16 protein-coding genes are annotated in these 20,186 nt (G+C 45.1%); 10 read left to right on the top strand and 6 right to left on the bottom strand.

Translation table 11 applies throughout. The features are described from left to right. Positions 1–67: 67 nt before the first annotated feature. Positions 68–1,921, bottom strand: coding sequence for a dihydroxy-acid dehydratase (ilvD, locus tag AC3B6P_RS06835; RefSeq protein WP_489805344.1), 1,854 nt, complete (start codon positions 1,919–1,921; stop codon positions 68–70). A gap of 135 nt (positions 1,922–2,056) precedes the next feature. Between ilvD and msrA the strand changes: the two genes are divergently transcribed. Then, positions 2,057–2,617: a peptide-methionine (S)-S-oxide reductase MsrA gene (gene msrA / locus AC3B6P_RS06830; RefSeq protein ID WP_489805343.1), complete on the top strand. Its 561-nt coding sequence runs from the start codon at positions 2,057–2,059 to the stop codon at positions 2,615–2,617. Here msrA and AC3B6P_RS06825 read toward each other — a convergent pair. The 5 genes from AC3B6P_RS06825 to AC3B6P_RS06805 are packed head-to-tail and all read right to left on the bottom strand — an operon-like array spanning position 2,614 to position 8,071. Further along, complete coding sequence (locus tag AC3B6P_RS06825) at positions 2,614–3,939, bottom strand: ABC transporter ATP-binding protein (RefSeq protein WP_489805342.1); 1,326 nt, start codon at positions 3,937–3,939, stop codon at positions 2,614–2,616. The genes msrA and AC3B6P_RS06825 overlap by 4 nt on opposite strands. Next, positions 3,936–5,501 (bottom strand): ABC transporter permease subunit, encoded by a 1,566-nt coding sequence (locus tag AC3B6P_RS06820; protein ID WP_489805341.1) that lies wholly within the window; start codon positions 5,499–5,501, stop codon positions 3,936–3,938. The genes AC3B6P_RS06825 and AC3B6P_RS06820 overlap by 4 nt, the downstream gene beginning before the upstream one ends. A gap of 60 nt (positions 5,502–5,561) precedes the next feature. Beyond that, complete coding sequence (gene dut / locus AC3B6P_RS06815; protein WP_489805340.1) at positions 5,562–6,017, bottom strand: dUTP diphosphatase; 456 nt, start codon at positions 6,015–6,017, stop codon at positions 5,562–5,564. Between the two features lie 16 nt (positions 6,018–6,033). Continuing rightward, entirely contained in the window at positions 6,034–7,242 is a 1,209-nt protein-coding gene (gene coaBC, locus AC3B6P_RS06810; RefSeq protein ID WP_489805339.1) for a bifunctional phosphopantothenoylcysteine decarboxylase/phosphopantothenate--cysteine ligase CoaBC, read from the bottom strand. Between the two features lie 43 nt (positions 7,243–7,285). Then, positions 7,286–8,071, bottom strand: a complete 786-nt coding sequence (locus tag AC3B6P_RS06805; protein WP_489805338.1) for a class I SAM-dependent methyltransferase — start codon at positions 8,069–8,071, stop codon at positions 7,286–7,288. Between the two features lie 30 nt (positions 8,072–8,101). Here AC3B6P_RS06805 and mutM point away from each other — a divergent pair, with 30 nt between their 5' ends. The 9 genes from mutM to glmS all read left to right on the top strand — a co-directional run bounded on the left by mutM (position 8,102) and on the right by glmS (position 20,053). Then, positions 8,102–8,947, top strand: a complete 846-nt coding sequence (mutM, locus tag AC3B6P_RS06800; protein ID WP_489805337.1) for a bifunctional DNA-formamidopyrimidine glycosylase/DNA-(apurinic or apyrimidinic site) lyase — start codon at positions 8,102–8,104, stop codon at positions 8,945–8,947. Between the two features lie 102 nt (positions 8,948–9,049). Next, positions 9,050–9,316, top strand: a complete 267-nt coding sequence (gene rpsT, locus AC3B6P_RS06795; RefSeq protein WP_489805336.1) for a 30S ribosomal protein S20 — start codon at positions 9,050–9,052, stop codon at positions 9,314–9,316. Between the two features lie 281 nt (positions 9,317–9,597). Then, on the top strand, positions 9,598–11,013 hold the full coding sequence (dnaA, locus tag AC3B6P_RS06790) for a chromosomal replication initiator protein DnaA (protein ID WP_489805562.1): 1,416 nt from the start codon (positions 9,598–9,600) through the stop codon (positions 11,011–11,013). Between the two features lie 86 nt (positions 11,014–11,099). Then, positions 11,100–12,224 carry a DNA polymerase III subunit beta gene (dnaN, locus tag AC3B6P_RS06785; protein WP_489805335.1) on the top strand — a complete coding sequence of 375 codons (1,125 nt, stop codon included), beginning with the start codon at positions 11,100–11,102 and terminating at the stop codon, positions 12,222–12,224. 9 nt (positions 12,225–12,233) lie between these two features. After that, positions 12,234–13,367: a DNA replication/repair protein RecF gene (recF, locus tag AC3B6P_RS06780; protein WP_489805334.1), complete on the top strand. Its 1,134-nt coding sequence runs from the start codon at positions 12,234–12,236 to the stop codon at positions 13,365–13,367. Between the two features lie 108 nt (positions 13,368–13,475). Continuing rightward, a complete protein-coding gene (gyrB, locus tag AC3B6P_RS06775; protein ID WP_489805333.1) occupies positions 13,476–15,917 on the top strand; it encodes a DNA topoisomerase (ATP-hydrolyzing) subunit B in 2,442 nt (813 codons plus the stop codon). Further along, positions 15,907–16,839, top strand: coding sequence for a DUF3108 domain-containing protein (locus AC3B6P_RS06770; RefSeq protein WP_489805332.1), 933 nt, complete (start codon positions 15,907–15,909; stop codon positions 16,837–16,839). Before gyrB ends, AC3B6P_RS06770 begins: the two co-directional genes overlap by 11 nt. 51 nt (positions 16,840–16,890) lie before the next feature. Next, a complete protein-coding gene (glmU, locus tag AC3B6P_RS06765; RefSeq protein ID WP_489805331.1) occupies positions 16,891–18,225 on the top strand; it encodes a bifunctional UDP-N-acetylglucosamine diphosphorylase/glucosamine-1-phosphate N-acetyltransferase GlmU in 1,335 nt (444 codons plus the stop codon). 1 nt (position 18,226) lies between these two features. Next, positions 18,227–20,053 (top strand): glutamine--fructose-6-phosphate transaminase (isomerizing), encoded by a 1,827-nt coding sequence (glmS, locus tag AC3B6P_RS06760; protein WP_489805330.1) that lies wholly within the window; start codon positions 18,227–18,229, stop codon positions 20,051–20,053. Positions 20,054–20,186 lie beyond the last annotated feature (133 nt).

Here is a 20,186-nt window from a genome sequence, read left to right as displayed (position 1 = left end):
TAATCTTTGTGATTGCCTTCTCTCTCTATGAGTAAGCTCGAGAGAGAGAAGGATGCAACATTTTAACTTAACGTTTTCGAATGATGATTTGTTCAAGGTCACGTACGGCGCCATGAGCAGCGCTTGTCGTCAAAGCGGCATAGGCCTGTAGAGCGCGTGAGACCTGACGCTCTCTATCAGGCTTCCATCCGTCTCTGCCTTTCTGGTTCATGATTTCTCGGCGCGCTTTTATCACATCATCACTGACATCGAGATGAAGACGTCGATTGGGGATATCAATCTCAATCATATCACCTTCCTCAACCAACCCGATCAAGCCTCCTTCTGCTGCTTCTGGAGAAATATGACCTATAGAGAGGCCAGAGCTTCCACCTGAGAAGCGGCCATCCGTTATCAAGGCACATTCAGCTCCCAGGCCAATAGACTTCAGGTAACTCGTTGGATAAAGCATTTCCTGCATTCCGGGGCCGCCTTTAGGCCCCTCATAGCGGATAACGACAACGTCTTTCGCAATGACAGATTTAGAAAGAATTGCTGATACAGCGGCTTCCTGACTATCAAATACGCGTGCACGCCCTCTAAAACTCAGAATTGATTCATCGACCCCTGCTGTTTTGACAATAGCGCCATCTTCAGCAAGATTTCCGTAGAGTACAGCCAGGCCACCATCACGTGAGAAAGCATGTTCTTTATCACGAATAACACCTTTCACGCGATCAGTATCCAACTCTTTATAACGATTAGCCTGAGAGAAAGCTTCTGTCGTGCGTACACCACCTGGCGCGGCTTTAAAACGTTCAAGAGCAGGGAGCTTCTGATTAACAATATCCCACTGATCTAACGCCTCTTTCAGATTTTTGCTATGAACGGAAGAGACATTTCCATGCAGAAGTCCAGCTCTGTCCAGCTCACCTAAGATCGCTGGAATTCCACCAGCACGGTGCACATCTTCCATATGCACATCTGCTTTCGCTGGAGAGACCTTGCAGAGATTTGGCACCTTACGAGAGAGACGGTCAATATCACTCATCTTGAAATCCACGCCGGCTTCATGAGCAGCAGCAAGGAGATGTAGCACAGTGTTCGTTGAACCTCCCATGGCAATATCAAGGGCCATGGCATTTTCAAAGGCATCCCTCGTTGCAATAGAACGAGGCAGAACTGTTTCGTCATTTTTTTCATAATAACGGCGTGCAAGTTCTACAGAGAGATGCCCCGCTTCCAGAAATAATGAACGACGGTCAGCATGTGTTGCAAGGAGTGAACCATTCCCTGGGAGAGAGAGGCCAAGAGCCTCTGTCAGACAATTCATGGAATTTGCTGTAAACATGCCAGAACAGGAACCACAGGTCGGGCAGGCTGAACGTTCAATCTGTTCAGATTGTGCATCACTGACCCTGTCATCTGCAGCGACAACCATGGAGGTAACCAGATCAACAGCTTTATCAATGCCGTCCATCTTTGTGTGACCTGCTTCCATAGGACCACCTGAGACAAAAACTGTCGGAATGTTCAGACGCAAGGCAGCCATTAACATCCCCGGAGTGATCTTGTCACAATTGCTAATACAAACTAAGGCATCAGCACAGTGGGCATTGACCATATATTCCACTGAATCCGCAATAAGCTCACGAGAAGGCAGGGAATAAAGCATGCCTCCATGCCCCATGGCGATACCGTCATCAATGGCAATCGTGTCAAACTCACGGGCAATGCCACCAGCTTCCTTCACCGCACCAGCAACTAGATCTCCCATATTTTTAAGATGGACATGACCCGGAACAAATTGTGTGTAAGAATTTGCTATTGCAATAATCGGTTTCCCAAAATCAGTTTCCTTCATTCCTGTCGCTCGCCAAAGTGCGCGAGCTCCAGCCATATTGCGACCATGAGTGCTGGTACGTGAACGGTAGGCAGGCATGAGAAAAACCTCTTAGTTATGACTTTTATGGCAACAAATTACTTAAAAATAGATTTTTGAGTAATATATGAAAAAAAATCTTGAATTTCCAGTCATAAAAAGAAAACGTATTTATTAAGAACAGGAGGATAATCCATGACAGGGTATGAAACAATTCTATTAGGTGGTGGGTGCTTCTGGTGCGTAGAAGCTGTTTTTAAAGACCTGAGAGGCGTTATTTCAATCAGACCTGGTTATGCTGGCGGGGCAGTTCATCACCCAGTATATGAACAAGTTTGTGCTGGCCATACAGGACATGCTGAAGTCGTTGAAATCAATTATGACCCTGAGGAAATTTCACTCAATGATCTCTTGAGAATTTTCTTTACAACCCACGACCCGACACAGCTCAATCGGCAGGGAAATGATGTAGGAACGCAATATCGCTCTGTCATTTTTGGCAATCAAGACCAACAGAAAATAGCGCAGAGTGTTAAAAAAGAGATCGACGAGGCATGTATATGGCCTGACCCAGTCGTCACATCAATTGAAGGACCGACCATTTTCTGGGAGGCCGAAGCGGAGCATCATGATTATTATACAAAACATCAGAATGCTGCTTATTGCAGAGTCGTTATAACCCCAAAAATCATTAAGGCACGAAAGCTTTATCAGAGCTATTTTTTAAAAGATTCTTCTGAAAATACTCGGCATTAATCCTCATCTTCGAGCAATAATTTATCCGATTCCTCATCATATATGAAAAGACCAGCATATCTGGCCCAGGCAATGGCAGTGTTTAATGTCTGTTGGGCATAGTTCTGCGACATCGTTTTTTCAAGAACATGTCTGATGACCTCAGCACTAACACTATGATTGGAACGCTCATCAAGACTATTTCTAATAAGTCTTAAAAGAGGGAGCGCGCGTAGGAGGGCGGTCCGCATGATATCACGGCGTGCATCCGCATCTCCTTCTACAAAAATACGTCCAGTCGGGGTAAGAATAATGTCTCCATCTTCAAGCTGTGCAAGATCAAGAAGCTGTAATGTCTCACCCAATGGAAAGAGGTCATCAAGCGTCATCTGAAGGCGCTGTGCGAGTTCAGGTAAATCTGCACGGCCGGAAAAATTGTCACTTCCCAGGACTTCAATCAATCCTACCAGAACCTCAATGGAAAGATCGGGTAAGGCGATAAAATTCTCTTCTTCATCTGTCTTGTCCGCGACATCTGACGGAACCTCTGAAAGATCAGCTTCAGAAATAGAAGGTGCTCTTCTGGTCATAAGAGAATAGACCTGGTCCACAAACGCCCGGAAAGATTTGTCCTCTCTATTCCGAGGGTGCGGAAATGGTACAGGAATTTCAAATGATATTTTCCCGGGAGAAGAAGAAAAAAGCAAAATCCTGTCACACATCAGAACAGCTTCTTCAATCGCATGAGTCGCCAGAACCATAGATTTCAGGGGTTTTAGTCTTTTATCAATCCATAATTCGATCAGATCCGTACGTAAATTTTCTGCACCCAATAATTCGAGATTGAGAAAAGGCTCATCAAGCAGTAACAGTTCAGGATTGCGGACAAAAGCACGAGCAAGTGCCGTGCGTTGACAAAGTGTCTGTGATAATTCCCGCGGAAAGGCGCTTTCATAACCATCAAGATCCATGATCTCGATAATACGCATAACGCGTTCATTTTTTTCTGCCTTATTCAAAACACTTGATTCAAGAGCAAGTCGAATATTTTCTTCGATCGTCAGCCAAGGAAATAGAGCGTCATCCTGCAGGACTATGGAGACTTTTTCAAAATCTCTAGGCGTCGCTATATGATCTGCCCAGTAAACTGTCCCTTCGACTGGCTTATCCAGACCGCTCATAATATCCAGCAGGCTTGATTTTCCTGATCCTGAACGCCCCAATAGCCCTAAAATCTCTCCTTCCTTAACGCTGAAGCTGACTTTTTCAACAACGACAATATTTTGCTGTCGTGATTTACGGGCAGCCTGAGTACAGTCACTCAATCTGAGAATATCTGTCATGGATGCATCCTGTACTTGCGATGAGTTTCTACGCTAAGTGGGAAAAGGAATAGGTACGTCAAACCATAAGATATTGCCGTTATCAAAAGGAACAGCCCTATCTGAAAGATATACTGACCCGTCTGTAGGGACGTCAAAAATAATGTCCCCAAATTACTACCCTGCTGGGAAATATTCGTGGCAATCATGACATTGCCTAGCAAAAGCAGATCCCATAAGGAATAGGATCCCAGCAACGCGCCCCTTGCGAGAGAAGGCGCCAGAAGCATGATTTTTACATGTCGCCATATCTGATAATGAGACAGACGCAAGCGATAGGCAACATTCATCAGATCATCTCTGGACGGATCGTCATCACGAAAAAAGACACTCGCGCCGTAAGCCCCCTGAATAATAAACGTAAAGAGTAAAACTTCCTCCCACAGAGAGTTTATTAATGGGCATAAGAGAAAAAATGGGAGAATATTACTTATATATGCCAAGGAGCGAGCCTGAGCACGAAAAGAGGGGAGAGCTTTTATCGTCATACTGCCAATCACGATCCAGATAAGCAGTGCTGCTCCTGATATAGTTCCCCATAGAAGAACATCCCTGAAGATTGAAATAGACAGATCAGCAAAATTATAGCTTGTTGCAACGAAGAAAACGCAAGCCAAGATAAGAAGAAAGATCGTAACGGCCGAATTTTTCAAAAAACTGCCCGCACAAAGCTCATATCTTTCAAACTGTATATTTTTAACCAGAGAGAGGGAGGAGAGATCGTAACGGTGAATACGTTTTAAAAAAGGTCTTATACCGAAAATATGGACGATGGCTATCAAAAGGGCAATTACGCAAAAAACTTCGCAGAACTCGAAGAAATCATGTAGTTTCAGACAAAGAAAAACATATCCGCCCAACCCATGGCCTGTAGCAGGATTTAGCAGGGAGAAAAGCCATTCAGCTCCCAGAAACCTGATCCAGAAATGTGGCATTTCCAGAGCTGTTGAACGTATCATAGCAGGGTACGCAAAAGGCACATGTAATTTCCAGAATTGCTGCCATGATTTCAATCTCATCGCCTTGGCACTCTTAAGCAGCAATGGCGGAATATAGGGATCTATCTTTAAAACAGGGCTGACACAGCGCACAATTAGCGTTGATGCTGCCAGAAAACTGACTGACCAGAAATCATCAAGAAAAAGATTAATGATTCCAGCCAGAGTGATCATAGGCACAACCCCCAGAACTGACATCAGAGAGCGTAAAAATGATCGGATCTGGCAAGAAAGTGCCGATATGGAAAAAATAAGTAAGACGGATAAAGTTGTTATAAAAAAAGCTGCTAAGACTTCAAAAAAACTAACAGCACTATCACGCCAAAAATCACCTTGAAAAAATAGAGGCTGCTGGAATGCAGATCTTACCTGATCGGGTCGTGACAACCACGAACCATTGCTGAAAAACACAATCAGGCAAACCATTCCCCCCAGAATAAGGCAGAGCCTCAATAGCCGGTCTTTCCTTAAGAAATGGCTAACAGCCTGCCTGAAACCAGAGGGCACAGTTAATGACGGTCTCATGCCCTTTTTATGGATAATCGACCGATCATCTCTCCTACCTTGCTTTTGTCGTGAAAGGCTTTACTGAAGCCCTGTACTACCAAAGCCACTATGACCCCTGTCAGTTTCGTCGAGACTAACACATTTTCGCCAGGTTAAACGTGTCACTGGCGCAAGGATACCTTGCGCTATTCTCATACCTCTTTCAATCGTAAACGTCTCTGTTCCCGCATTAAGAATAATGATGCAAATTTCGCCACGATAATCTTCGTCAATGGTTCCCGGGGCATTAGGTAATGTAATACCATTTTTAAGTGCGAGGCCTGAGCGTGGACGAATCTGTAATTCATAACCTTCAGGTATAGCGACTTTCAACCCTGTAGGGACTATCACACGTTGCCCTGGCGTGATGACCATAGGCGTTTCGATTGCAGCAACAAAATCCACTCCAGCAGCCCCTGCTGTTGCGTAAGAGGGAAGAGCAAGCCCTTCAAAATGTGGCAACTGAACAACATTAACAGTCACAGGGTTTGTCATAAAATTATTATCTCACTTATATCTGATTAAAATAGGCTGCAATTTTCTTTACCAAACGGCGCGCAATCTCTTTTTTGCTTTCGGCAGGCCAATTTTCAACCCCCCGATCATCAAGCAAAGAGACCTGATTATATTCTTTGCCGAAAACCCCTGTTTTTACATTATTGGCCAAAAGCCAGTCACAGCCTTTTTTCTTGCGTTTCTCATAGGCATAATTGATGAGATTCTCTGTTTCTGCCGCAAACCCTATCACAAGAGCAGGGCGGTTTTCATCTGCCCCTATTGTCGCCAGAATATCAGGATTTTCAACCAGCTTCATGGTTGAAAGGTCATGAAGACCTTTTTTCAGCTTTTCCCCTGATGGGATTTCAACACGCCAGTCACTGACAGCGGCAACGGCGATCATCCCGTCAACAGGTAATGCCGCCAGGGATTCTTTCAGCATATCACAGGCGGTGACGACATTGACCCGTTTTACATGGGCAGGCGTAGGCAATGAGACAGGACCACTTACAAGAGTTACTTCTGCGCCACTCTGCGCCAGGACTTCAGCAATAGCGAAACCCTGTAACCCTGAGGAATGATTGGAAATATAACGTACAGGATCGATTGGCTCACATGTAGGACCGGCTGTCACCAAAAATTTACGTCCACGCAGGCATGAATTTTCATCTGAAGATGTGAAAAGCACCTCGGCAATATCTTCAGGAGATGCAAGACGTCCGATGCCGAATTCACCACAAGCCATTTCTCCCTCAACAGGACCGATAAAACGTACCCCCCTTTTCTGGAGGGTCGTTCTATTGGCTTGAGTGGCAGGATGTTCCCACATACGCACATTCATCGCAGGCGCTACGTAAATCGGTGCTGTCGTCGCAAGGAGAATCGTTGTTGCCAGATCATCTGCCAGACCATGCGTCATACGGGCAAGAAGATTGGCAGTAGCAGGGCAAACGAGCACGGCATCAGCGGAACGCGCAAGAGCGATATGACTGATCTGACTTTCCTGATTGGCTGAAAGCAGTTCGTTACGAACAGGCTCTCCGCATAAAGTTTCAACCGATAATTTTGTAACAAATTCTTCTGCTGATCGCGTCATAACCGGTGTGACAATAGCGCCTTTTTTCCGCAAAAGACGCGCAACTTCCAAAGCTTTAAAAGCTGCTATACCACCGCCTATGATCAGAATGATCCGTTTCTTATTTTCAATACCATTAACAGGCATTTTTCTGACTCATCTTTGCGAATAATTATTATGCAAAAAAGGATTACAAACGCCATCCAGAGTGAATGGCAACAATCCCGCCAGAGAGATTTTTGTAAGTGACATGTTCCAACCCTGCCTCACGCATCATTGAAGCCAATGTTTCCTGATCAGGGAACATGCGAATACTTTCTGCCAGATATTGGTAACTTTCTGAATCTCCGGCAATCATTTGCCCCATACGTGGCAATATCTGGAATGACCAGAGATCATAAACAGGTGAGAGAGCTGCGACAGCTACTTTGGAAAACTCAAGACAGCAAAAATGCCCGCCTGGTTTTAAGACACGCCGGACTTCGCGCAAAACAGCATTCTTATCGGTGCAGTTTCTTAGGCCAAAAGCCATTGAAACACGATCCATGGAACAATCAGAGAAGGGAAGCGCTTCAGCGTCGACTTCTTTGACCTCGATCCTGTCAATCAGGCCTTCTTTGATAGCCCGTTCACGCCCTACTTCCAGCATAGCAGCATTAATATCTGATAAAATAGCCGATCCGCCGCCACGTTTAAGCCAGCCAAAAGTGATATCTCCCGTTCCTCCCGCCAAGTCCAGCAGCTTCAGATCAGGGCCTGGCGCCAGCTCTGTGATAAAAATACGCTTCCAGAGGCGATGAATACCAAGAGACATTGCGTCATTCATGATATCATATTTACTGGCAACACTTTCAAAAACATGCCTTACGAGAGGCTTTTTCTCCTCACGAGGGACATTTCTGAAGCCGAAATCCGTCATATCTTCCTGTGAAGATCCGGAATAAGAAGAGGAATTCAAATGATCATTATCAGTCATAAAACCATCGTTAGCTTATCCTAGTACATTATGCCAGAATTGCCTGAAGTCGAAACCATCATGCAAGGGCTAATTCCAGTCCTTGAAGGTCGCCAGCTTGAACATGTTTCTGTTAATCGCCAAGATCTGCGAAAACCTTTTCCAGTGGGCCTAAAAAAGATTTTATCTCATCAAAAAGTCATAAGATTGCGCAGACGAGCCAAATATATCCTGGCTGATTTTGATAATGAAGTGACCTTATTAATTCATCTGGGAATGAGCGGGCGAATTTTTATTGATGTGCTCCCATTACCTGACCAATTACGCAAGCATGAGCATTTCTGTGTCATTACTGATAAAGGGGTTAAAATATCTCTGGTTGATCCCAGACGATTCGGGCTTATAAGCCTTTTTGAAACAAATAAAGAAAATATATTTCCATTACTTAGTCATTTAGGGCTTGAACCTCTGAGCCCAGATGCCCTGCAAGCAGACTATCTTCAGGAAATTTTCAGCAGAAAACATACATCTATAAAGGCTACTCTTCTTGATCAGAAAATCATTGCAGGGTTAGGGAATATCTACGTCTGTGAGGCCCTTTTTAGGGCTGCAATTCACCCAGCAAGAGAGGCAATGAGCCTGACTTATTCTGAAATAGACGCGTTATGCAGGATTATTCCAGAAATTTTACAACAGGCTGTTAATGCTGGTGGCTCGACATTACGTGATTATGTCAAAACAGATGGTCAGAAAGGGGATTTCCAAAAACTGCATCAGGTTTACGGAAGAGAAGGAATGGCATGCCCCACATGTCCAGGTGCGCCAGGATGTCATGGTATTGAACGTATCATACAGTCAGGACGATCAAGTTTTTATTGCCCCAGAAAACAAAGATAAACGTAAATTTTGCAAGCAAAGCACTTGACGTATCCTTTATTGCAGAGTAGAGGGCAAGCATCATTAAAGCTCAATTTTTCGTAGAAAGAACCGGGAAGACACATGGCAAATAACCCTTCGGCTCGTAAGCGCATCCGTCAGAACGTACGCCGCCGTATGCGTAATACGGCTCGACTGTCCCGCATGCGTACTTTCATCAAAAATGTAGAAAAAGCTATCCTTGCTGGTGATAAAGCCGCTGCTACAGAAGCACTTCGTGTTGCCCAGCCTGAAATGCAGCGCGCTGTCAGTAAAGGTGTGATCTCCAAAAATACGGTAAGCCGTAAACTTTCACGTCTGTCTCTGAGTGTGAAAAAACTTGCTGCTTAAGACTGTTTAGGAAGATTTTAAAATCTTCCTTGCTTTTTGAGATTTGCTGCGCCCCCTCCCATGGGGGCGTTTTTTATCCCACTTTCTTCTTACGCTATAAAAAACGGGAGAGGGATAGCTTGCGTCTCATAGTGCCACAGACTAATCATACAATCATCAGAGTTAGAGTTCATATTATTTAAGTGACGATGAAACGGGCGATAATCGGGAGTCGCTTGCCGGTCATCATCACATGAGAAGCGGAGATTCAGAAGGTGGAAAAGACTCAATTACAGGAAGTCATGCCCTCTTCTGCACAGTCTCTTTTAGAGGCTGCCTGGGTCCGCGTTCGTGACAGACTCAAAAGCGAAGTGGGGGAAGTCGAATACCGAACCTGGCTTCAGCAGATTATTTTAGGCCCACTCGATGAAAACGAGATTGTTCTTTATCTGCCCTCCCGTTTTTTAAGAGACTGGGTACGCGAACAATATGGTGAACGGCTGCAGACATTATGGCGCCACGAAACCCCAATCGTTCAACGCGTCGAGCTTCAGGTTAGAAAAGGCGCCCCCACAACACAAGCTGATGGAATACAGAGCGATAAAGACAATCTTTCCATAGAGCCCGCCCTTGAATCTGCAACTGATATGGCAGCAGATTCATCGCTTCTGCATGTACAGGAGAGTCGTAATGACCTCGCTGCACCGCTTGACCCCCGTTTTACTTTTGACAGTTTTGTCGTTGGCAAACCCAATGAGTTTGCCTATGCCTGCGCACGTCGCGTTGCAGAAAAACCCTCAAGCCCTGGTTTTAATCCACTATTTCTTTATGGTGGGGTAGGGCTTGGCAAAACACATCTTATGCACGCGATCGGCTCTGAACTAATCAATACAGGAACCGTTTCTGTTGCCTATATGTCAGCAGAAAAATTCATGTATCGTTTCATTGCCTCAATCCGCTCTCAATCCACTATGGAATTTAAAGAGCAGCTACGATCGGTCGATGTTCTGATGATTGACGATTTGCAGTTTCTGATTGGCAAGGACAACACGCAGGAAGAGTTTTTTCACACATTTAATGCCCTCGTCGATGCAGGAAGACAAATCATTGTCAGTGCAGATAAAAGCCCGTCCGACCTTTCCGGGCTGGAGGACAGACTGCGTACAAGATTAGGCTGCGGTATGGTCGCTGACATTCATGCAACGACCTTTGAATTACGTCTATCTATCCTTGAAGCAAAAGCTCGTGCATCCGGCACACCAGTGCCTGCAAAAGTCATGGAATATCTGGCACATAAAATCACTTCCAACGTACGTGAGCTAGAAGGTGCCTTAAACCGTCTTATTGCACACGCGGACCTTGTTGGACGTCCTGTAACATTGGAATCGACTCAGGATGTGCTGAAAGATATGCTCAAAGCCCATGAGCGCCGCGTAACGATTGATGAAATACAACGCAAAGTCGCAGAACATTGGAATATCAGATTAACGGATATGTCCTCAGCACGGCGCGCACGAGCTGTTGCCCGGCCACGGCAGGTTGCTATGTATCTTGCAAAAAATCTGACAAGCAGAAGCTTACCTGAAATTGGTCGGAAATTTGGCAATCGTGACCACACAACCGTAATGCATGCAGTCGCCCGTGTTGCCGAGCTAATGGAGCAGGATCCTTCTTTCGCTGAAAGTGTTGAACTCTTGAAGCGTATGCTTGAAAGTTAATATTCATGTTTTAAGAGGCATTTGCTTCATAAACACATTCTGCTAATATCAAACACTCTATTTTATGTAAGGATTTGGGACTAGACATGAGATTTAAGGCTGAACAGGCACCCCTGCTACGTGCACTTGCCCACATCCATGGTGTTGCTGAAAAGCGTAATACAATCCCCATCCTTGCCAATGTACTTCTCAATTATGATGGTACAACCTTGAAACTAACCGGGACCGACATGGAAATTGCCATTGTCGAGGAAATCAGTGCACCTGGAGGAGAGGCTGGTTCTGTTACGGTTCCTGCATCAGTGCTTTACGAAATTGTCCGCAAACTTGCAGGCGCTGATACGATTGAATTTGAGCAAACCGCTCCTGAAAACCCTCTGGGATTGAAGGCTGGGCGTTTTGCAACAGAACTGAATGTTCTTCCGGTTGACGATTTCCCAGCCATGGTTGCAGGGGACCTGCCACATAATTTTACACTTCCCGTACCAACTTTGCGTGCCTTGATTGACCGCACCAAATTCGCAATGTCGAATGAGGAAACACGCTATTATCTTAATGGTATTTATCTCCATGTGGGAACCAAGGATAAGGAAAAGACCTTACGTTCCGTTGCGACTGATGGACATAGATTAGCCCTGTTTGATACAGAGCTTCCTTCTGGAGCAAAGGCGATGCCGGGTGTTATCATCCCCCGCAAGACCGTCGCAGAATTACGTAAGCTCCTTGACGAAAATGATGCTGAAGTTATCGTCGCTCTTTCGGAGACGCGAATTCAATTTAAAATCGGCTCAGTGATGCTGACATCCAAGCTGGTTGACGGTACATTCCCGGAATATGAACGCGTCATTCCACGTAATAATAAACGTAAATTACGCGTATCCAAACAGGCTCTGGGCATTGCAATCGGACGTGTTGCTGCGATCAGTCTTGAGCGTTCACGTCCTATCAAACTGGCTTTAGGGCAAAATCATCTGATTTTATCTGCGACCAGTCCAGATCAGGGTATGGCGCAGGAAGAGCTTGATGAAAATAGTGTGACCTACGAAGCTGAACCTCTGGAAATCGGGTTCCAGGCCCGTTATCTGACTGACATTACAGACCAGATTGATGCTGAAGCAGATTTTCTTTTTGCCGATAGCGCGTCTCCAACCTTGATACAGGATACACAGGAGCCATCAGCCCTTTTTGTTCTGATGCCTATCCGAGTGTAAGACTTCCTATTGAGGCTTGCCCGTCTTACCCTGACTAATTTTCGTAATTATGAACGCTGCATATGGGAGCCACAGGCTCCCATTGCTGTGCTTACAGGAGAAAATGGCAGTGGCAAGACAAACCTTCTGGAAGCTGTTTCACTTCTGGCCCCTGGGCGTGGATTGCGGAATGCTTCCCTGCAACAGTTCTGCCGCAACGGCACTTTAGAATGGGGGATAGCCGGAAAAATTTCAGATCATGAACAATCCTTCCTCCTTTCAACAGGAGTGCTTCCAGGTCCTACCCCACAGAAAATAAAAAAAAGACTTTTCCTTTTAGATGGAGAACCGGTTAGAAGTCAGAATGTGGTGGCATCGCTTTTTCGATGTGTCTGGCTTACACCACAGATGGACAAACTTTTTACCGAAAGTATATCCGGTAGACGGCGTTTTTTTGATCGCCTCGTAATGACACTTTACCCTGATCACGTTTCTCAAATGGCTGCCCATGAACGCTCTGTCATGAGTCGCAACCGTCTTTTATCTGACCCACATCATGATCCCCTCTGGCTGGATGCTATCGAAGAATCAATCAGTCGTCATGCAGTGGCAGCAACAGCAACGCGTTTATCATTTATTGAAAGAATGAATAATCTTTCTTCATTTGATAGTGAATTTCCAGCTACTTATATAGATATTCATTGTGAAATAGCTGATCTTCTGCAAAAAAAACCAGCCCTTTATGTTGAAGACTGGCTTAGGCATAAATTAAAACAAACCCGATTTATTGATGCAAAAAAAGCCATTACTTCTTCAGGCGTACATAAAAGTGATTTTTCTTTAAGAGACAGAAAAACAAACCGTTCTGCCTATTTATCAAGCTCCGGACAGCAAAAAATCATGCTCCTGGGAATAATCCTTCATCATGCCTTTCTTGTCTCACAAACCTGGGGAGAATTACCTTTTATTCTCCTTGATGAACCTCTTGTTCATCTAGATACAAAAAAACGTAATGCTTTACTGACAACACTTGGTGAGTTTGGGAATTCCATATTTATCACTGGCACAGAGCAGAATGATTTTGCCACTTTGAGCAATAAAGCTGATTTCTTCACGATCAGTGATGGATCACTCGAAAAAGCATCTTTTTACCGGCCCAAGTGAGTCGTTTTCACGAAGAGATAGAGGGTGATTTAGGCTCTGGCACATTATTCATAATGTCATTATATTAAGAGAGATTTTCGAGACCGATATTTGGAGCGATCAGCAGGCATGACAGAGACTCAAAACCAGCCAGCAAACACACAAAATGCTGAAGATTATGGAGCCTCTTCTATATCAGTCCTCAAAGGGCTGGATGCCGTCCGTAAAAGACCGGGCATGTATATCGGCGATACGGATGATGGTTCCGGTCTGCACCATATGGTTTTTGAAATCATTGATAACGCGGTTGATGAAGCGCAAGCAGGCTTTGCTACATATTGTATTCTTACGCTCAATGGCGATGGTTCAATCTCTGTCCGTGATAACGGACGCGGCATTCCAACAGACCTGCATGAAGAAGAGGGTATAAGTGCTGCAGAAGTCGTTTTGACCAAACTTCATGCAGGGGGCAAATTCAATCAGAATTCCTATAAAGTCTCCGGTGGCTTGCACGGCGTTGGGGCCGCTGTTGTCAATGCCCTTTCGGAATGGATGGAAGTTCGCATCTGGCGCCAAGGAAAAGAACATTTTATCCGTTTCCAGCATGGTGAACGTGATGCGCCTTTAAAGGTCATTGGAGACTCTACAGAAGAACGCGGCACATTAGTGACTTTCAAGCCAAGTTCTGAGACATTCACTAAAACGAATTTTGAACTTTCCATTCTTGAGCGTCGTGTCAGAGAGCTCGCATTCCTGAATTCCGGAATGAAGATCATTCTCCGTGATGAACGGGGAGCTGAACCAAAAGAAATGACTTTCCATTATGAAGGAGGGTTAAGTGCTTTTGTTCAGTGGCTCGATAATTCAAAAAATTCTCTGATTACGCCGCCTATTACAGGTGAGGTTGAAGAAGAGACAAGCGGTATCAAGGTTGAATTTGCACTTTCATGGAATGACAGTTTTCATGAAACAATGCTTTGCTTTACCAATAATATTCCCCAGCGTGATGGTGGTACCCATCTGGCAGGATATCGTCAGGCCCTGACACGTGCCATCGGGAAATATGCTTCAGAGAATTTCAAAAAAGAAGCCTCTGCAATGACGGGTGAAGATATGCGTGAAGGGATGACGGCCGTCCTTTCCGTTAAAGTACCCGACCCTAAATTCTCCTCTCAAACAAAAGATAAGCTTGTTTCCTCAGAGGTCCAGCCTGTTGTTCATTCTATTGTGGCAGATGTTATCAGCCATTGGCTGGAGACGCATCCTAAAGAAGCGCGTAATATTATCTCCAAGGTTATTGATGCTGCGAGTGCCAGGGAAGCTGCCCGTAAAGCACGTGAATTAACACGACGCAAAGGAGTCTTGGACGTTTCTTCCCTACCAGGGAAACTCGCTGACTGTCAGGAACGTGATGCTTCAAAAGCAGAGATCTTCATCGTGGAGGGTGACTCAGCAGGTGGGACGGCCAAGCAGGGGCGGGACAGACGTTTTCAGGCAATTCTTCCATTACGTGGAAAAATTCTGAATGTTGAACGTGCCCGTTTTGACCGTATGCTCAGTTCGGCTGAGATCGGCACCCTCATCACAGCATTAGGAACTGGCATCGGGCGCGGCGAAGTTGAACAAGGTGGATTTTCTGCCGAAAAACTTCGTTATCATAAAATCGTTATCATGACTGATGCTGATGTTGATGGCTCTCATATCCGGACATTACTTCTCACCTTCTTCTTCCGGCAGATGCCTGAACTGATTGAACAAGGTTATCTTTATATTGCACAACCCCCCCTTTACAGGGCAAAAAGGGGACAGGAAGAGCATTATCTTAAAGATGATGCAGCCCTTGAAGATTATCTGTTCGATAAGGCTCTTGCTAAGGGTTCCTTGCAGTTCTGCACAGGGCAAAGCTTCACGGGGACTGCATTGATTGACGAAGTCAAACGTCTTTCTTTAATTTCACATGATCTTCATGCTCTTTCTTCACGTATCCCGCTCTGGGTTGTTGAGCAGGCAGCAAATGCTGGTGTTCTGACTGCTGATATGGATCAGAGGGAAGCACATCTGACGGAATTTCAGAAACGTCTTGATGATCATTCCAAGGAGACTGAACGTGGCTGGAAAGTTACAACAGATTCCCATAGCCTGACATGTGCACGCTCTGTGCGTGGTGTGAATGAAATTCATACCTTTGAAAATTCACTCCTACGCTCAGGGGAAGCCAGACGTTTAGCAGCGCAAGGTGCACATCTCGCAGAACTTTTTGAAAAACCTGCCATTTTGACGATGGATGAAAAAGAGACCCAAGTAGCAGGTCCTGGAGATCTGATTACACAGGTTTTAGCTCAAGGGCGTCGCGGACTAACCTTTAACCGCTTTAAAGGTCTAGGGGAAATGAATGATGAACAGCTCTGGCATACAACGCTTGATCCAGCAACCAGGACTCTTTTGCAGGTTAAAATTGGTGATATTGAAGAAGCTGGGCAGGTTTTCTCAACATTAATGGGTGATGTTGTTGAACCACGTCGTGAGTTTATCGTCGATAATGCCTTAAAGGTCGCTAATCTTGACGTATAAGGCACCGTCTTTCTGTAAGCGTTTTTTCCGGCTTGGCGCGGCGACACTCCTTCTTTCCAGCAGTTATGGTCTTTCATTTGCGCAGTCTGCAGCTTCTGTTCCTGCAACGACTGAGCAGGCACAGAAGCCATCTGACACGTCTTTTGCCAAGACAAAAGATAGCGCAGTTACGTTACGCTATGCTGTGTTTGTCCATGGTCTTCACATACTGGATGCTGAAGGCGCTTATGTGCTTCGCCCCTGGGGATATGGTGGAAAAGCGAGGCTTTATACTGTCGGACTGGCAAGCTGGTTTTTAACACTTGATATTCATGCTGAAACATTGGGACGTTTTGAAAACGGAAAAACACAGCCTCTGGAATATGATTCCTTTGGTTTATCCCGCAAGAAACAACGTCACGCTCATATAAAATTTGAACAAGATGGTCCTCATCTAACGCTTTTGACACCCAAGGATAAAGAGCGTGATCCACTGCCTGAGGATAAGCTGAAAACATCTATGGATATTCTCAGCGGACTTGCCACCTTATTTCAAAGCCTGGCTGTCACAGGGAAATGTGACCTATCCGGTACATTATATGACGGACTACGCCTGACCCATATTGAGTCTCAAGGCCCTGTGGATGACAAAATCCCTGAAACGCATGCTTCTTCTTATTCTGGGCAGATGGCCAAGCGTTGTGATTTTATCGGTTATCAAATAGCGGGCTTTCCTGTACATTCACACCACAAGCAGCTTTTAAACACGCCACAACCCGGAAAAGCCTGGTTCTTGACGCTCAAGGATTATGGTATCGTGCCGGTAAAAATACAGTTTCATCATCCCAAAGCAGGAGATATTGAAATGGTCTTGCAGTCTGAACCTGCCACAGCAGAGATGGAACTTCCGGCAAAAAAAGAGGCTGACTCTTCACATAAGTAGAACGACCTCGCCTCACACATATTATGATAAAATATCTCGAAGATACATATTATGACCCCCTCTTTGACGACTGTTATTTTAGCCGCCGGTAAAGGCACACGTATGAAATCAACCCGTCCTAAAGCCATGCAGCTTCTGGGCGGGCGCCCTCTAGTCACCCATCTGATTAATACTGCCCGTTCCCTAAATGATGATATCCTCGTTGTCATTGGGCCTGATATGGATGCGTTAGCGCAGGAAGTGCATCCTTTCAAAACCGTGATTCAAACAGAGCGAAATGGAACGGGCCATGCAGCCCTTATTGCTTCTGAATTTCTGAAAGATGAAGGGGATATTCTCATTCTTTATGCCGATAATCCCCTTGTGACATCAGAAAGCCTTACCGCCCTTGTCTCATTGAGACGCCAGCATCAGGCACCTTTGACAGTTATGGGGATGACTCTCCAGGATCCGTCACATTATGGGCGTCTCATTAAAAATGAAGCAGGCACGATTGAACGTATTGTTGAGTATAAAGATGCCACTCCAAAAGAGCGTGCCATTACGCTCTGTAATGCAGGGATGCTTTGTGCTAAAGCGTCTTCCTTAAAAGTCTGGCTTAAAAAGCTTACATCCAATAATGCTCAAAATGAGCTTTATCTGACTGATATTGTTGCCCTAGCTGCAAAAGAAGGGCCTGTTTTCTGCCTTGAAGCTTCACCTGAAGAGCTTGTCGGGATCAACTCACGTTCTGAGCTGGCTCAGGCCGAACAGATTCTTCAAAGCCGCTATCGGCAAAAAGCCATGAATGATGGTGTGACGCTTCAGGATCCTTCAAGCACATATCTGAGTGCTGATACAGTAATTGAGCAGGATGTTTTCATTGAGCCACATGTTTTTATCGGCCCGAATGTTACTATAAAAGAAGGCGCTCATATTCGTGCTTTCTCTCATCTTGAGGGCTGTACTATTGAAAAAAATGCCATTATCGGCCCCTTTGCTCGTTTGCGGCCTGGCACTATTTGTGCAGAAAATACGCATGTCGGAAATTTTGTGGAATTAAAAAATACAACCCTTGGAAAAGGAAGCAAGGCAAACCATCTCTCTTACCTCGGTGACTGCGACATCGGGGAAAATACAAATATTGGTGCCGGCTCCATCACATGTAATTATGACGGCATCTTTAAACATAAAACTTCAATCGGTTCCGATAGTTTCATAGGTTCTAATACAATTATGATCGCCCCGATCAGAATTGGAGAAAATAGTCTCACAGCTGCCGGAAGTGTCCTGACTGAAAATGTACCTGACGAGGCCATGGCCTTTGGACGTGCCCGTCAGATTATATTAAAAGGCCATGGTCTGGCTTATAAACAAGCCCTTAAAACCAAGAAGGAAAAGAACTGATATGTGTGGTATTTGTGGCGTTATCGGACATCGTCAGGCAACTCCTCTGGTTTTTGAGGCATTAAGGCGTCTTGAATATCGCGGTTATGATTCCGCTGGCATTGCCACGATTTCCTTATCAGGGCAGATCATGCGTTGCAGAGCCGCAGGTAAACTGGATAATCTTGAAAAAGCGCTTAATGAAACACCGCTTGAAGGCACACTTGCAATCGGTCACACAAGGTGGGCAACACATGGTTCTCCCACAACAAATAATGCGCATCCCCATAAGGCAGGCAAGGTTGCTATTGTCCATAATGGTATTATAGAAAATTTTGCTTCCCTGAAAAAAGAACTAGAAGAAAAGGGACGCCATTTTTCTACTGAAACTGATTCTGAGGTCATCGCTCACCTTCTGGATCTCTATCTCTCTGAATGTCATGACCCACGTAAAGCAGCTTTTCAGACTTTGAGAAGACTGGAAGGGGCCTATGCACTTGCTATGATTTTTGAAGGATATGATGATCTGTTAATAGGGGCGCGTCATGGAGCACCACTGGCTATTGGGCATGGGGACGGGGAAATGTTTCTTGGCTCAGACAGTCTGGCTCTGGCTCCCTTATCGCGTAAAATTACCTATCTTGATGATGGGGACTGGTGTGTCCTTACACGCAAGAATGTCGAAATTTTTGATTATGATGGCAAAAAAGTCGAACGTCCCATCCAGACAGCGGCGCTTTCATCTGGTGTGATTGGCAAAGATGGCTTCAGCCATTTTATGGAAAAAGAACTCCATGAACACCCTGTTGCAATTGGTCAGACTTTAAAACGCATTACTAACCCTGCAACAAGGCGTATTGCCCTCCCGGCTTTACCTTTCAATCCCGCAACACTTCCTCGTATTACAATTACAGCGTGCGGATCAGCCTATTATGCAGGACTTGTCGGGCGTTATTGGCTTGAATCCATAGCACGCCTGCCTGTTAATAGTGACGTTGCCTCCGAGTTGCGTTATCGCGAAGTGCCACAGCCTGACCAGGGCATGGCTCTGCTCATTTCTCAATCCGGGGAAACAGCAGATACTCTAGGGGTTTTGCGGTCACTGAAAACACAGAAACAACATATTGTTTCAATCCTTAATGTTGAGCAATCGACAATGGGACGCGAAAGTGATGTTGTATTAGGTATGGATGCTGGTCCTGAAATTTCAGTCGCTTCAACAAAAGCCTTCACCGCACAATTATCTGTAATAGCTGCCATGACACTAGCTTTTGCACGTTTACGGGGCACCATTACCGAAAAGCAGGAGCAGAATTACACCAATCAGCTACTTGATCTTCCCTCAAAAGTTGTAGAAGTTCTGGCCAATATCAATCCGATCAAAGCGATGGCACGTCATATCGCTCAGGCGAAGGATGTCCTTTATCTCGGTAGAGGAAGCTGTATGCCTATAGCGCAGGAAGGTGCCCTAAAGCTAAAAGAGATCACCTATATCCATGCGGAAGCCTATCCCGCAGGGGAATTAAAGCACGGTCCTATAAGTCTGATTGATCATACTGTCCCTGTGGTTGCAATCGCACCTTCTACCATTTTATTTGATAAAATGGTTTCAAATCTGCAGGAAGCCAAAGCCAGAGGGGGACGCATTTTGGCCTTTACAGATGAAGCAGGCGCAATCATGTTGGAAAAAATTGCTGATGAAATTGTCATCATGCCTAATGTTGATGCGTTCGTTGCACCTATTCTTTACGCTGTACCAGTGCAATATCTTGCTTATGAGGTTGCCTTACTAAAAGGGACAGATGTCGATCAGCCACGTAATCTGGCAAAATCCGTGACTGTAGAATAAATCTGAAACCATAACAGATATAAAAGATCATATTTCCATATCGATACCACCGAGAATATGGTCTTTTTATTTTAATATAACACGCTGTTTAAAAGAGATATGTGTTCTTTTAATAAAGGATAATCTCTTCATC

The organism is Aristophania sp. ESL1142 (assembly GCF_058107345.1).
This window is presented reverse-complemented; position numbering and strand designations above follow the sequence as displayed.

Coding starts and splice junctions, on each gene's coding strand:
- ilvD (WP_489805344.1), bottom strand. CDS start 1,921: ATGCCTGCCTACCGTTCACGTACCAGCACTCATGGTCGCAATATGGCT.
- msrA (WP_489805343.1), top strand. CDS start 2,057: ATGACAGGGTATGAAACAATTCTATTAGGTGGTGGGTGCTTCTGGTGC.
- AC3B6P_RS06825 (WP_489805342.1), bottom strand. CDS start 3,939: ATGACAGATATTCTCAGATTGAGTGACTGTACTCAGGCTGCCCGTAAA.
- AC3B6P_RS06820 (WP_489805341.1), bottom strand. CDS start 5,501: ATGAGACCGTCATTAACTGTGCCCTCTGGTTTCAGGCAGGCTGTTAGC.
- dut (WP_489805340.1), bottom strand. CDS start 6,017: ATGACAAACCCTGTGACTGTTAATGTTGTTCAGTTGCCACATTTTGAA.
- coaBC (WP_489805339.1), bottom strand. CDS start 7,242: ATGCCTGTTAATGGTATTGAAAATAAGAAACGGATCATTCTGATCATA.
- AC3B6P_RS06805 (WP_489805338.1), bottom strand. CDS start 8,071: ATGACTGATAATGATCATTTGAATTCCTCTTCTTATTCCGGATCTTCA.
- mutM (WP_489805337.1), top strand. CDS start 8,102: ATGCCAGAATTGCCTGAAGTCGAAACCATCATGCAAGGGCTAATTCCA.
- rpsT (WP_489805336.1), top strand. CDS start 9,050: ATGGCAAATAACCCTTCGGCTCGTAAGCGCATCCGTCAGAACGTACGC.
- dnaA (WP_489805562.1), top strand. CDS start 9,598: ATGCCCTCTTCTGCACAGTCTCTTTTAGAGGCTGCCTGGGTCCGCGTT.
- dnaN (WP_489805335.1), top strand. CDS start 11,100: ATGAGATTTAAGGCTGAACAGGCACCCCTGCTACGTGCACTTGCCCAC.
- gyrB (WP_489805333.1), top strand. CDS start 13,476: ATGACAGAGACTCAAAACCAGCCAGCAAACACACAAAATGCTGAAGAT.
- glmU (WP_489805331.1), top strand. CDS start 16,891: ATGACCCCCTCTTTGACGACTGTTATTTTAGCCGCCGGTAAAGGCACA.
- glmS (WP_489805330.1), top strand. CDS start 18,227: ATGTGTGGTATTTGTGGCGTTATCGGACATCGTCAGGCAACTCCTCTG.